The sequence below is a fragment of the Myxosarcina sp. GI1 genome, assembly GCF_000756305.1.
Lineage (GTDB): Bacteria > Cyanobacteriota > Cyanobacteriia > Cyanobacteriales > Xenococcaceae > Myxosarcina.
Genome location: NZ_JRFE01000016.1, coordinates 50,678 through 63,078, shown reverse-complemented (window position 1 = coordinate 63,078; position 12,401 = coordinate 50,678). Strand labels below are relative to the sequence as shown.

Below are 12,401 nucleotides of genomic sequence, written 5' to 3'. Positions count from 1 at the left end.
CTCGTTTAAAAATCGACTTCGAGGGATATAAAAAAATTTTACAATAGCAAGTTTTTACATTTGTTTTGTAGCTTGAAGCCAAAATAGCTTTAGTTTTGTCCTTGGCGATAAAATTCAAACAGTGTCTAAGTCTAAAAATATTGCTATGAAAATTTGGCAAGTCGATTTTAATCATCTTCCTGCTACTAAAAACAATTTATCAAGACAGTGGGAATTAGTAATTTGCGATCGCGACACGGTTTATAGTGCAAGATGTGATTCAGAGTGGGCTAATTCGCAGTGGTTAGAGACTCAGTTTACTACTGTAGCTCAAAACGAGCTACCAAAAAAAATCCAGGTGTTTCGCCCTCAAGCCTTGGGTTTAATAACTTTAGCTGCCGAAAAGTTGGGCATTACTGTAGAAGCTACCAGACATACTGAAACTTTAAAGATTGCCCTTACTCAGAGAGCTAAATCTATACCCAACTACAATCCTTTAGCATTAGAAAAGCCTCCACCACAACCCCTACCAGAAAGTATTCGGGGTGATGAACTAAATTTTGCCAATATTGCCGCAGGAGAAATAGTAAGTTTGTTTGGCGATCGCCCGATTCCTATTCTCGACTTACCAGAAACTTTTTTACCTATAAATATGCGAGTTGCTTCTAACATCATGATTCCAGGAATTGTAGTTTATGGTGGTAAGAACTCGATGGTTTTAGCCCGTTGGCTACAGCAACAACAGCCCGTATCTTTAGACTATGTGACGACAGAAGTAGGTAAGTCTGGAGGTTTGGTTCTAGAAACAGGACTGGTAGATCGCTGGATCTTTAATACTTTTGCAGGGGAAAATACTATCCGAGTAGCAGAAGATTACCAGCAGAAAAAACAGATTAGTAAAGGACTGCATTTTTTGTTAATTCAACCCGATGATTCTGGCATGACCTATACGGGTTTTTGGCTGCTTAAAAATGAATCGTAGTAATTTTAGTTACAACCAACCTAGTTCTACGGCGCGATCGCGGGCTGATTTCGGTACGTCGCTAGCTACAAAATGTTCGTGCATCATCTGAACGCTAAGTAGATGATTGATAACCGCATCTAGCTGCACTCGTTCGGAAACTGGGGTATCTTCGTCGCCATGACGCTGAAGAACTTTCTTAACTCCTGCGTTATCTAGCAAACCGCTATCGGCGATCGCCTGCGAAGATAAATAATTGTCGGCTAAACCTCGCATTGCCTTTTGCTTTTCTAAATCGGTATGAGAAGGAGGAGCCATAAACGCAAATTTTTGTCGTTCGTAAAGTGCTTTGGGTAGTAAAGGACGCATCATTTCTCGTAAAATATATTTATCCTGACGACCCCGCAAGCGCATTTCGATGGGTAAAGTAACGGCAAATTCTACTAAGGGATGGTCTAGAAAAGCGGGACGAGCTTCTAAAGAGTTAGCCATATCCACGCGATCGCCCGCCCATCCTAAAACCTGAGACTCAAACTGAGTTTTGATCCAGATATACTGAGCTTTATCTAAAGGATGACGATTTTCAAGCTGCTTTCTATCTAAAGTCTGCGCGATCGCTGCACCAGGGGAGTAATCTTTTGTTGCCGTGCGATGTTCGGGATGTAGTAAATTGGGAACCAGAGATGCAGCAGATAACCACGACTGTAAGCAACTGGGGGTAAAGCCTACTATATCGGTGAGAGCGCGATCGTTGATGGTTTTTTCTGCTAACAAGTTTCCTTTAAATAAACTATTGCTTTCTTGCAGCCATGCCTGTAAATCGGCTTTTTCTTCGGGTGGGGCATTGTCCATACCGTGAAGAATATAATCTAGTCGCAGTTGGGGATAGCCAGCAAACAGTTCGTCGGAACCTTCTCCCGTAACTACCACCTTGTAGCCAGCATTGTGTACGTATTCACTCATTAACAGCTTAGCAACAGTAAAAGTATTGTAGATACTGCGTTCGGTATGCCAAATCGTCCTGCTAAAGTTTTCGTAAAGCTGTTCGCCGTCGATCGTCAGAATATCTTGATCGGCATTTACCGCCTCAGCCATTTCTTTGGCGATCGCCGTTTCGTCGTAATCGCGATCGTCAAACCCGATGGTAAAAGCTTTTACTGGCGACTGCTGACAGGCGGCGGCAACACCCATAATCGAGCAAGAATCGATGCCGCCAGAAAGATAACAGGCAACGGGTACATCGGCTTCTAAGCGTAACTGAATTGCTTCGACAAAATGATGGCGTAATTGCTCGATATACGCTTCATCGGGTAGAGATTTACCACGTTCGCCAAGGTGAGGAAAGTTTAAATCCCAATACTTCTGCTTGCGAACCTGTAAGCGTCCATCTCGCCGCTCAAAAGTTACCATTTGCCCTGGTTCTACTGCATAGATACCTTCAAAAGCAGTCGTACCAGGCACCATTAACTGCATCAGTTGGTGATAGAGTCCTTGAGAGGAAAAGCGGCGTTTTACGGCTGGATGTGCGAATAATACTTTAATTTCCGAGCCAAAAACCAAACCTTCTGGGGTTAGTGTCCAGTATAAAGGTTTAACCCCAAAGCGATCGCGCACCAATGTCAGACGATCTGCCGAGCGTTGGTAGAGTGCAAAGGCAAATTCTCCACGCAGATGGGGTAAAGCCGCTTCCAGTCCCAATCTGTCAGTTAAATGCAATACTAATTCTGAATCACACTTACTAAAAAACTGATAACCTCTTGAAGTTAAATCCGCTCGCAGATATTTATAATCGTAAAACTCACCATTGTGAATAACTGCGTACTCCCCATCGCGAGAAATAAACGGCTGCTGCGCTCGATCTGGATCTAGATCGATAATTGCCAGACGCGCCTGCCCAAAACCCACTCCGCGATCTTCAATTGTCTTCCAGCCAGCCTTATCGGGACCTCGATGAGATTGAATTGCTGCCATTGCGATTAGCGTCTCTGGATCGACAGGACGAGAAGGGTCGTGATTCATTACGCCAGCAATTCCACACATGGATCGATAAACTCTTATTTAAAACACTAAAAGCAGTATAGTAGATTGCTCGATCGGGTTTCTATAGAATGTCAGGCGATCGTTAATTTAAATAATTAATAATTTAAAGCATAAATTAAACAGAACGAGAATAATGTTTAGTTCTGTGAGACAGAATAAGATTAAACGAGCGTATGAACAAACCATAGTAGAAAAGCAGTGTATGACAGATAAAGAAGACAAAGCATTAGAAATTGCTATTCAGACTTTTGCTGAAATTAAAACTCGTTTTCCTCATCTACAGATAATTGATAACCGAGATGCCCCTGTAGAACTATCGGTAATCATACCCGTTCAGCAAGGACTTAAACATGAAGTAAATTTGAACTTTCAGAACAGAGATGAACTGCATTTTTCTGTCTCACACCTATGGTTGAGGTGGTTTCCTTGCACAAATCCTACTTATGTTAATGAGTATCTCGATGCAGTTTCAGGCTTTTTATCTGGAAAGTATCAAATAATCGAACATTACCGAGGCAGCAAATGTTTTAAGGCTGAATTTCAATCTCCCTGCGGTAAAGACTGGAAAACTATAGCCACGTCTAATCCCTTTCAACTGACGTTTCCCTGGGAAAAAAGAAGACTGGAAAAAGTGAGTAATACTTGAACTTAAGATTTGCTTTATAAACGGTTTCTCATCTTCCAGATGGTATAGTATTATTTATTTGCTCGATCGTGAGCCAATTGTATTGAGACTGCTAAACGGAGTGGTTTCTGAAATTGTACATCGAAACTTCGCTCCAAATGAATATCGGCAATGGTGGATTGGTGAAGATGATTGATGAAGAAGCAATTTTTCTTTGCTTTGTTTGACTGTTGTTAGTAATCTACACTTACAAAGCAGATTTAAGATTGAGATATTTGGTAAACGGCTCAAAATCTTTGTCCGAGTAAAGTAAGGGTAATTTATTTTCTATACAGTACGTTGCAATTAAACAATCGATGGTTTTTCTAATAGTAATGCCTTGCTTGCGAAGTTTTCGATAATTATTAGCAGATTTAATCCCATAAGAAACATTGCACAAAGAAATAAGTTCGAGTTCTGTTAATAACTGTTTAGCAAACCGATAATCTTTATCTGCTCTAAAACCTTGTAAAATTTCAGTAAGTATTAAGTCGCCAACAATCACTATAGTTGAAGACAGTAAAATATCTAACTTTTCTGTCTGTGCGGTATTTTTTCCGTTAAAATAATCAATCCAAACACTAGTATCTACAAGTACCATCAATCAATTCTCATGTGTTCGAGATCTCCTTCCCATTTAAGCTTTCCTTTGTATTGTTTAAGCTTTTCTTGTTTTCTTATTTGAATCAAAGTTTTAAGTCCGAGTTCTACAGCTTCTTTTTTGGTTTTTAATCCAGTCAACGCTAAAGCTTCTTTCATTAATTTATCGTCAATAACTATATTCGTACGCATAAATTATTTGATGTGTATATATATCTATTATTTTACGCATAGATCGTATATATCGCTATGTATAAAAGTTGCTAAGGGAGCGATCGCTTTTATCAAAGCATTTACAAAAATGTTAAATCGATCGCAATAAACCAAATTTCCTTATGTTATACCAGAGCTATAAATACTGTATACATAAGTCAAGTTTAGATAAGATATATGACCTTCTCGATTGTGGCTTGGGACGAAACTACACGCATGACTGGTGTTGCAGTAGCAACCAAACATTTAGCAGTAGGGGCATTAGTACCCCATGCTAAAGCTAATATTGGCGCGATCGCCACTCAAGCACAAACCAATCCACTATTGGGAATTTTGGGTCTTCAGTTGTTACAGCAAGCAGAGACAACTACGCCTCAAGAGATAATAGATACCCTGTTAAATGATGACAAAGACCGTCAGCAGCGCCAGCTTCATCTCGTAGACCGCTACGGTCATACTGCCGCGTGGACGGGAAAAAACTGCGTTGATTGGGCAGGACATTTTACCTTTCCTAATTTTTCAGTGGCGGGAAATATGCTGGTAGGAGAACGAACTTTAACCGCGATGGCAGATGCCTATCAAGCTAAGGCAGGCATGGAGTTTTGCGAAAGACTACTACAGGCTTTAGAAGCAGGAGAGGCTGCGGGAGGCGATAAGCGGGGTCGTCAGTCTGCTGCCATTTATGTGGTTCATCAAGATGATTATCCCCATCTAGATTTACGCATCGATCATCACGATAATCCGATCGCTCAACTACGCTATTTGTTTGAAGAATCTCGTAAGGATTATTATCAGTCTTTTCGCCAGTCGATGCCGACTAAACGTTTTCAACGCAATCTCAGTTTGTCTACTGTCGAGTCAGAATTAAAATCGGCAAAAAGCGTTTAGCAAGCAGCAATTTAGTACCTGAGCATCAATGTAACAATAAATAAATTTCTTTTAATAGACGCGGTCGCTTTGTAGCAATTTGTTGAGCGTTCGATCTTTTGTCACCAGCAACCAGAAAAATAAGATCGAACAGTAAATCGGAATGGAAATGTCGGAGCGAAAACGGATTGGTATTCTTACCAGTGGTGGTGACTGTGCTGGTTTAAATGCGGTAATTAGGGCGGTAACGCGCTGCGCGGTTGATGTTTATGGTTGGGAAGTATTAGGTATTTGTAAGGCAACTCACGGGTTAATGAGTCGTCCTCCCCAAGCTATGCCCCTATACGTTAATAATGTCGATCGCCTGTTAACTATGGGTGGGACGGTTTTAGGTACTACCAATAAAGGCGATCCCTTTGCTTTTCCCATGTCCAATGGTTCCTTAGCCGATCGTTCGGAAGAAATTATCGAAGGCTACCGCCAGTTAGATTTAGATGCCTTGATAGGCATCGGTGGTGATGGTAGTCTGGCTATCTTACGCAAGCTGGCACAGCAGGGGGGAATAAACTTAGTAGGTATTCCCAAAACCATTGACAATGATGTGGGCATTACCGAACGTTCGATTGGTTTTGATACTGCGGTTAATATTGCCACTGAAGCGATCGACCGTCTCCACTTTACTGCTGCCAGTCATAGTCGGGTAATGATTTTAGAAGTGATGGGTAGAGATGCAGGACATATTGCTCTAAATGCTGGCATTGCAGGTGGTGCAGATATTATTATGATTCCCGAACTACGTTATAAGTTAGAAAACATTTGCCACCATATCAAGAAAAGACAGGCAATGGGACAAGATTATTCTATTGCCGTTGTCTCCGAAGCTGTTTGCACTGAGTCAGGAGAACTATTAGAACAAGGTCATTTTGTAGACTGTCGTTTGGGTGGTATCGGTCAATATCTTGCCGAACAAATTACTAATTTGAGTGGTGCAGAAACTAGGGTTACGGTACTCGGACATACCCAACGTGGCGGTATTTCTTCACCTTTAGATCGCATTTTAGCTTCTGCTTTTGGCGTAGTGGCTGTAGAATTAGTCGCCAAAGAACAATACGATCGCATGGTTACTTGGCAAAATCGTCAGGTAATTAGCGTTCCCATCGCCGAAGCAATTAAAAACTATCGCGCCGTCGATCCTAAAGATACTTTAGTCAAAACTGCTAGAGGTTTGGGTATTTGTTTTGGAGACTAGATTTTAGATTAAAATGAGAGTTTACTTGTGGCGATCTCGATTTAATTATCAATGCGATCGCCCTGGTTCTTTTTAAGATTATCTGGTTTTGAAGCTTGTTTAATAGCATACACAGAAACCAAAGTTAAACCAGAAATAAAAACAGCAAATATTGCTAAAACAAACCACTTTATTTCATAAATCCTTTAGCTCGATAATTGTATTTATATGCTGATATATCTATGCTTTACTAGTTAACTTCTAAGTTGAATTGGTGACAATTTAGCTAGTAATTTATATAATCGAGAAATATATTGTCATTATTTATTAATACAGTTTAGACAAATTATGTTTAGTTGGTTTGATGAACTTAAAGCTAGTGTCGAAGCAGGAATAGCATCGGGAATTGAAGCAGGATTTAAGACTTTAGCTGAGTCGTTTGATAATAGAATGGGAGAATGGTCTAAAGTACCAGAACCAGCCGAACCCTATAGATTGATTCGTATATTTAGACCTGCCACAGACAGAACCATTACTCAAGATAATATTACGATAGAGCAAGATAGCTGGAAAATTGTTTCATACGGAGAAAAAAAGGTATTGCTATTTGAGATTCCCGAACCCGAAATTTCAGAATGTTTGCTGATGTGTCAAGCTAAAGTAAAAACAGCGAATTTACTTAAACCAGCTAAATTAGTTTTAAGTGTTAAAAATACTGGTGGTTGGGGTTATGAATATTGTTCGGGAATAAAAGGGACAACTGCTTGGCATATTAGTACACTACCTTTTCACTACAAAAAAGAGCGATATTCAGGTTCAATAACTGTTAGCGTTGAATTTGAATCAGTTGGTGTATTTTGGCTCAAAGATGTGGAAATTTTGCAAGCTGCCGTCAAACCAGTCGATAATAATTAAATCAGCGTCATATTTCTTCGCTGGTCTAAAAGTTTATACAAAGTGTTCGAGAGCAAATAGCTTAAATGGCTGTATTAAGACAATAGTTCTCTATTAAATTTATCAACAGCTATTACAATTCCCAAAGCTATAAAACCTGCAAATAGAAGTGACATAGGTGAAGCTCCAAGCCTTTCAAAATATTGAGTATAAAAATGAATTGCGCCAAAAACCATTAGCAAATTTACTACCCATCTTTTACCTTGTTTGGCTGCCCATATTCCGACGATTAGTATTCCCAAAGCCCAACTAACTACAAAAATCCAGTCGGGAATCATTTCTCCGCTACGGAAACTCCAGTTAGTTCTCAGTCGCCAAAGAGAATCTCCCCATAGCGAACCAACCCAAAAGCCCAAATTAACCAGAAATATAGATGTTCTTGAAAATGTAATAGTTAGAGGCTGATATTTCCTTGGTATTCGGAAAGATAATTGATAAGAACCCCAACTTAATAAACTAAATAGCAAGATTGTTAAAGTTGGCTGTCGAACTGACAGAAAATACACTGCGTGCATATAGCCTGTCATAGCACCAACAGTTGCGGATAAAGAAAGTGTGGCAATAATAACAAGTAAGTTACTTTGTGCATAGACACTGCCAATAAGACAGAGAATTGTGGTGAGAAGATAGCCCAAAATACTTCCTTCTGTTAAAGCTAGAATTCCTCCGCTTGCCAAAATCGCTCCAACTAGTAACAGGATTGCTCTAAGCACTTTCCAATCGCGAAAACGATTAATTCGCAAAAATATTCCAGCTAACAATAAAGCAATACCTATGGCAATTGCAGTAACAGACGATGGTAGTAATGCTAAGGCACCTAAAACAACTGCAATAACTCCAAATCCAATTAAAATATTTAGTGCCAGCGAACCTGTTTCTTCAGAAGCAAATTTTTTAAGCCGCTCGTACTCTTCTCTAGTGATTCTTCCTTCTAAAAGAAGCTTGTCAATATCTAGTACAATTTTCATTGCCGAAAGTTTCAGTAAAATAAGATCGCTTTTACTGTTCCCAATTCAATTGTTTAATTAACAACCGTGAATCAAAGCTATTTTGATATTAAAACTGCCACTTCACAAAACGATTTAATTATTGCCGAACACTTTTATCAAATGTGGCTCGATCTCGGTTTTCAGGAAGATGCGATCGCTGCTAACTGGAAAGAAACGACGCTTAACTATATTGACAATGCTCGCCAAAATTTACAATATCAAGCTTTTGTTGCCGAAGTAGAAGGAAATATAGTTGGTTCTGTTAGCTGTCAGTTATTTGATGGTCTATATCCTGGAATTTTTAAGGCAGAATTTCGAAACTATGGTTATATATGGGGTGTTTATGTGGAAAAATCTTATCGACATCAAGGCATTGGCAAAGAATTGACTAGCAAGACAATAGAGTATCTTAAATCTATTGGTTGCACTAGAGCAGTTTTACATGCTTCCCCTCAAGGTAAATCATTATACGAAAGCCTTGGTTTTGCGATCGGCAATCAAATGCACTTCGATCTTTAAAAGTTCGATCGCTTTAAACATAACTTTTTGCTTTAATTACTGACGCGATCGACCTCGCTCTTTTCAGAATTATCTGGCTTATAAGCTTGTCTAATAGCATATACAGATACCCAAGTTTAACCAGAAACAAAGATAGCAAATGCAATTGAAACAAACCATTTAATTTTAACTATTCAAATTCGATTCTCGTTTACCAGACTGTAAGGCGTAAAGCACCGAACCTACTAATCCTACTTGAGGATTAAGAACAATATGTACGGGAATATTATCTAGAAGATTACTAACTCTGCCTTTTTGCTTATAGGCATTGATAAACCGTCCATCTTGCATTAACAGTAAGTTTTTAGCGGCAATTCCACCAGTAATGTAAATGCCACCATAGGGCAACAATTTAAGAGCTAAATTGCCAGTTTCAGCACCATAAGCTTCAACAAACATCTCCATAGTTTTGACGCACAGGCGATCGCTCTGTTTGAAAGCTGCCTGAGAAATAATGGCAGCAGGATCGATAGTTTTTTCGGTTTCTTTTTCCCAAGTTCTAACTTTATCGCCAACTGTTGCTGATTCTTGAACAAAATTAGAGTCACGCAAAAATTGATAGATAGCGACAATTCCCTGACCAGAAACTACTCTTTCTACAGAAACGTGATTCGTTGCCAGTTTATCTTGTAAATATTCTAAAAGCTGAATTTCTAGCTTGTTGTTAGGTGCAAAGTCTGTATGACCACCTTCGGTAGGAAAAACTAAATATCTCTGTCCTTGAGGCACTAAAAATGCTTCTCCCAAACCAGTTCCCGCACCAATTACGCCTATAGGAGAGTTACCTTGCTTGACTCCAGTTTGAAGTGTGTGCAGATCGGCATCTTTTAAACCCAAAATACCAAAGCTATTAGCTGCAAAATCGTTAATTAAACTAACTTCTTTAATGCCTAATTCAGTTGATAAACGCTGTGAATCTAAAACCCAACTAATGTTAGTTAGATTAGAAGTATTATTAATTACGGGACCTGCGATCGCAAAACAGGCAGCTTGCGGCGTTGAATAATTGCCCGTAGCTAAAAACTGTTTTACCATCGGCACTAAATCGACAAAACTAGCACTGACATACTGTGCTTCTTTAACAGTTTTAAATGACTTTTCTGTCTGAGTAACTTCGGTAACTTCTACCAGACGTAAAATTGTTTTGGTTCCGCCAATATCGCCAGCTATTAAGAGCATAATTTGTTATGGTTTGTTGTTTATACTCAATTTCTTAACATACACCAAATCGCACCGTTCGGTTTCTATTCCCGTAGCGGGTTGATAACCAAAGCTTTGATAGAGTTTTACGGCTTCAACTAATACCGTAGCCGTTTCGAGCCAAATTTGTGCGTAATTGCGCCGCATTATGGCTGTTTCCAATTCTCGCAATAAATATTTACCCAATCCTCTGCCTCTTACTTCGGGCAATAAATACATTTTACGAATTTCTACCGCTTTTTCGCCTCTAGTAGTGGGATAATATCCTGCCGTTCCAACAATTTTGTTTGCCCGTTCGACAACCCAAAATTCTCCTCCAGTCGCCAGATATGACGCTTCTACTTCTACTGCATCGCGATCGGCATCTTCTGGTTGCCAGGGTAAACCATATTCACTCAATACTTGTCGAATTACTCGCGCTGCTGAGTCGCGATCGCGCTGTTGCCAATCTCTAACTCGAAACTCGCCATAAATTTTATCCATCTACTTAGCTTTAACTATGTATTCTCGGTTCTGGATGTAAAGTAGCTAATATTTCGCTTTCAAAAGTTGCCAATTCTTCTAAACGTTGATTCAATATCTCTCGTTCGCTGTAGCGGTCGGCTAATAACCAATAAATACCGTAGTGACGGGCTTCTGATGCTACTAAACTGCGATAAAATTTAGCTAAATCGCGCTCTGGACAGTGTTCGGCTATTAAATTCAATCTTTCATGCGATCGCGCTTCAATTAGAGCCGAAACCATTAGAGAATCTAGCAACCGTTCTGGTTCGGCATGGCGAATTTGAGATTTTAATTTTGCTCCGTAGGGAGGAGAGTTTAAAGGAGCCAGGGAAATTTTTCTGGTTTCCAGCCATTGATTGACTAACTCAAAATGCTCTAATTCTTCTTTGGCGATCGCTGTTAACTGTCTGACTAAGTGATGATGGGCGGGATAGCGAAACATCAAATTAATTGCCGCTCCTGCCGCTTTGCGTTCGCAGTGGGAATGATCGAGTAAAACAACATCTAGATTGGCGAGAGTTTGTTGGAGCCAAGCCTCACTACTAGGTTGTTTGAGAATTTTAAATTTGGTATTTGATGCCAATGTTGTATCTATCATAAATGAATTTTAAACAACAATTTCTGTAAAGCTCATTAATATCTCTATCTCTATGTATTTGTTTTTTTATAGTTACAATGTCAAGATAAAAACAATTCAGAGCCGACGTAAAACTTTTTCCGTTAAATGGGAACACTTTAGATAGATAAATTAACAATTTGCTATAACTGGCTGAGAAACTTCTTTAGTTAATAGCAATAACCCCTCTGAAGTCGTACACACACAGTTTAATATGACCAATCACCGCCAAATCGTAATTGGTGACGTACACGGACACTACGACACCTTGATTACTTTGTTAGACTTAATTTCTCCCAACAGCGACGATGAAATTTACTTTCTGGGCGATTTAATCGATCGAGGACCTAAAAGCGCACAGGTAGTAGAATTAGCAATTGCTAATAATTATAAATGTCTGCGAGGTAATCACGAAGAAATGTTGCTTAATGTCGTCGGTAGTGGAGAAGTTTCGATGGATCTCTATCAAAGTTGGCTTTATAGCGGCGGTCATGCTACGGTTAGCAGTTACAACAGCAAAATTCCCCAGGAACACATTGACTGGATGAAAAATTTGCCGCTTTACCTGGATTTAGGAGAGTATTGGTTAGTTCATGCGGGCGTGCATCCTCAGATACCTTTAGGAGAACAGTCTTCCGCACAGTTTTGCTGGATTAGAAATGAATTTCACGGTAACAAACAGCCGTTTTTTGAAGACAAACAAATTATTACGGGTCACACTATCACTTTCACACTTCCAGGAGTCGAACCAGGTCAAATAGCAGCAGGTCCTGGCTGGTTGGATATTGAAACTGGAGCTTATCATCATCATAGTGGTTGGATGACCGCTTTAGACATGACTCACAAAAAAGTCTATCAGGCAAATAGCCAAGACGGTAGGGTTAGGATTATGCCCCTCAATAAAGCAATCGCCTATATCGACTATAGCGGCGGTAGGTTTAGACGCATACTTAAAAGAGTCTAACCAGAAATGTCGATACACTAATATCGCTGTGCGGAAGTAGCAAGTAGCAAGTTATTAACTCTAC

At 39.7% G+C, this 12,401-nt stretch carries 14 protein-coding genes; 7 read left to right on the top strand and 7 right to left on the bottom strand.

The window, feature by feature from the left end:
• The first annotated feature begins 121 nt into the window (after positions 1 to 121).
• On the top strand, positions 122 to 961 hold the full coding sequence (locus KV40_RS11895) for a Tab2/Atab2 family RNA-binding protein (protein ID WP_253274236.1): 840 nt from the start codon (positions 122 to 124) through the stop codon (positions 959 to 961).
• Positions 962 to 970: 9 nt separating this feature from the next.
• On the opposite strand, the gene asnB is transcribed toward KV40_RS11895, so the two are convergent.
• Positions 971 to 2,980, bottom strand: a complete 2,010-nt coding sequence (gene asnB / locus KV40_RS11890) for an asparagine synthase (glutamine-hydrolyzing) (protein WP_036481456.1) — start codon at positions 2,978 to 2,980, stop codon at positions 971 to 973.
• Positions 2,981 to 3,182: 202 nt separating this feature from the next.
• Here asnB and KV40_RS11885 point away from each other — a divergent pair, with 202 nt between their 5' ends.
• The gene (locus KV40_RS11885; protein WP_036481454.1) at positions 3,183 to 3,626 is read left to right on the top strand and encodes a hypothetical protein; all 444 of its coding nucleotides are present in this window, start codon (positions 3,183 to 3,185) and stop codon (positions 3,624 to 3,626) included.
• 226 nt (positions 3,627 to 3,852) lie between these two features.
• Here KV40_RS11885 and KV40_RS11880 read toward each other — a convergent pair whose 3' ends face one another.
• Together KV40_RS11880 and KV40_RS11875 are read right to left on the bottom strand one after the other, a co-directional pair.
• Positions 3,853 to 4,245: a PIN domain nuclease gene (locus KV40_RS11880; protein WP_172657277.1), complete on the bottom strand. Its 393-nt coding sequence runs from the start codon at positions 4,243 to 4,245 to the stop codon at positions 3,853 to 3,855.
• Positions 4,245 to 4,436, bottom strand: coding sequence for a type II toxin-antitoxin system VapB family antitoxin (locus KV40_RS11875; protein WP_036481450.1), 192 nt, complete (start codon positions 4,434 to 4,436; stop codon positions 4,245 to 4,247). The genes KV40_RS11880 and KV40_RS11875 overlap by 1 nt, the downstream gene beginning before the upstream one ends.
• Positions 4,437 to 4,634: 198 nt before the next feature.
• Here KV40_RS11875 and KV40_RS11870 point away from each other — a divergent pair, with 198 nt between their 5' ends.
• From KV40_RS11870 to KV40_RS11860, 3 genes are all read left to right on the top strand, one after another.
• Entirely contained in the window at positions 4,635 to 5,345 is a 711-nt protein-coding gene (locus KV40_RS11870; RefSeq protein ID WP_036481448.1) for a DUF1028 domain-containing protein, read from the top strand.
• Between the two features lie 148 nt (positions 5,346 to 5,493).
• Positions 5,494 to 6,573 (top strand): ATP-dependent 6-phosphofructokinase, encoded by a 1,080-nt coding sequence (locus tag KV40_RS11865; RefSeq protein WP_036481897.1) that lies wholly within the window; start codon positions 5,494 to 5,496, stop codon positions 6,571 to 6,573.
• Positions 6,574 to 6,900: 327 nt separating this feature from the next.
• Positions 6,901 to 7,467 carry a hypothetical protein gene (locus tag KV40_RS11860; RefSeq protein ID WP_036481446.1) on the top strand — a complete coding sequence of 189 codons (567 nt, stop codon included), beginning with the start codon at positions 6,901 to 6,903 and terminating at the stop codon, positions 7,465 to 7,467.
• A 74-nt stretch (positions 7,468 to 7,541) separates the two neighbouring features.
• Here KV40_RS11860 and KV40_RS11855 read toward each other — a convergent pair whose 3' ends face one another.
• Entirely contained in the window at positions 7,542 to 8,474 is a 933-nt protein-coding gene (locus KV40_RS11855) for a hypothetical protein (protein WP_036481444.1), read from the bottom strand.
• A gap of 66 nt (positions 8,475 to 8,540) precedes the next feature.
• Here KV40_RS11855 and KV40_RS11850 point away from each other — a divergent pair, with 66 nt between their 5' ends.
• On the top strand, positions 8,541 to 9,014 hold the full coding sequence (locus KV40_RS11850; RefSeq protein WP_036481442.1) for a GNAT family N-acetyltransferase: 474 nt from the start codon (positions 8,541 to 8,543) through the stop codon (positions 9,012 to 9,014).
• A 165-nt stretch (positions 9,015 to 9,179) separates the two neighbouring features.
• On the opposite strand, the gene KV40_RS11845 is transcribed toward KV40_RS11850, so the two are convergent.
• Genes KV40_RS11845 through KV40_RS11835 form a run of 3 tightly spaced genes read right to left on the bottom strand, consistent with a single transcriptional unit; the run spans position 9,180 to position 11,355 of the window.
• Positions 9,180 to 10,235, bottom strand: coding sequence for a glucokinase (locus KV40_RS11845; RefSeq protein WP_036481439.1), 1,056 nt, complete (start codon positions 10,233 to 10,235; stop codon positions 9,180 to 9,182).
• A gap of 3 nt (positions 10,236 to 10,238) precedes the next feature.
• Positions 10,239 to 10,736, bottom strand: a complete 498-nt coding sequence (locus tag KV40_RS11840) for a GNAT family N-acetyltransferase (RefSeq protein ID WP_036481436.1) — start codon at positions 10,734 to 10,736, stop codon at positions 10,239 to 10,241.
• Positions 10,737 to 10,746: 10 nt separating this feature from the next.
• Positions 10,747 to 11,355: a tRNA-(ms[2]io[6]A)-hydroxylase gene (locus KV40_RS11835; RefSeq protein WP_036481433.1), complete on the bottom strand. Its 609-nt coding sequence runs from the start codon at positions 11,353 to 11,355 to the stop codon at positions 10,747 to 10,749.
• Between the two features lie 232 nt (positions 11,356 to 11,587).
• Between KV40_RS11835 and KV40_RS11830 the strand changes: the two genes are divergently transcribed.
• Positions 11,588 to 12,337: a metallophosphoesterase family protein gene (locus KV40_RS11830; protein WP_036481430.1), complete on the top strand. Its 750-nt coding sequence runs from the start codon at positions 11,588 to 11,590 to the stop codon at positions 12,335 to 12,337.
• Positions 12,338 to 12,401: the final 64 nt, after the last annotated feature.

Bases quoted from the DNA above. Each gene is read 5' to 3' on its own strand.
- asnB (WP_036481456.1), bottom strand. From the start codon at position 2,980: ATGTGTGGAATTGCTGGCGTAATGAATCACGACCCTTCTCGTCCTGTC.
- KV40_RS11885 (WP_036481454.1), top strand. From the start codon at position 3,183: ATGACAGATAAAGAAGACAAAGCATTAGAAATTGCTATTCAGACTTTT.
- KV40_RS11880 (WP_172657277.1), bottom strand. From the start codon at position 4,245: ATGGTACTTGTAGATACTAGTGTTTGGATTGATTATTTTAACGGAAAA.
- KV40_RS11875 (WP_036481450.1), bottom strand. From the start codon at position 4,436: ATGCGTACGAATATAGTTATTGACGATAAATTAATGAAAGAAGCTTTA.
- KV40_RS11870 (WP_036481448.1), top strand. From the start codon at position 4,635: ATGACCTTCTCGATTGTGGCTTGGGACGAAACTACACGCATGACTGGT.
- KV40_RS11865 (WP_036481897.1), top strand. From the start codon at position 5,494: ATGTCGGAGCGAAAACGGATTGGTATTCTTACCAGTGGTGGTGACTGT.
- KV40_RS11860 (WP_036481446.1), top strand. From the start codon at position 6,901: ATGTTTAGTTGGTTTGATGAACTTAAAGCTAGTGTCGAAGCAGGAATA.
- KV40_RS11855 (WP_036481444.1), bottom strand. From the start codon at position 8,474: ATGAAAATTGTACTAGATATTGACAAGCTTCTTTTAGAAGGAAGAATC.
- KV40_RS11840 (WP_036481436.1), bottom strand. From the start codon at position 10,736: ATGGATAAAATTTATGGCGAGTTTCGAGTTAGAGATTGGCAACAGCGC.
- KV40_RS11835 (WP_036481433.1), bottom strand. From the start codon at position 11,355: ATGATAGATACAACATTGGCATCAAATACCAAATTTAAAATTCTCAAA.
- KV40_RS11830 (WP_036481430.1), top strand. From the start codon at position 11,588: ATGACCAATCACCGCCAAATCGTAATTGGTGACGTACACGGACACTAC.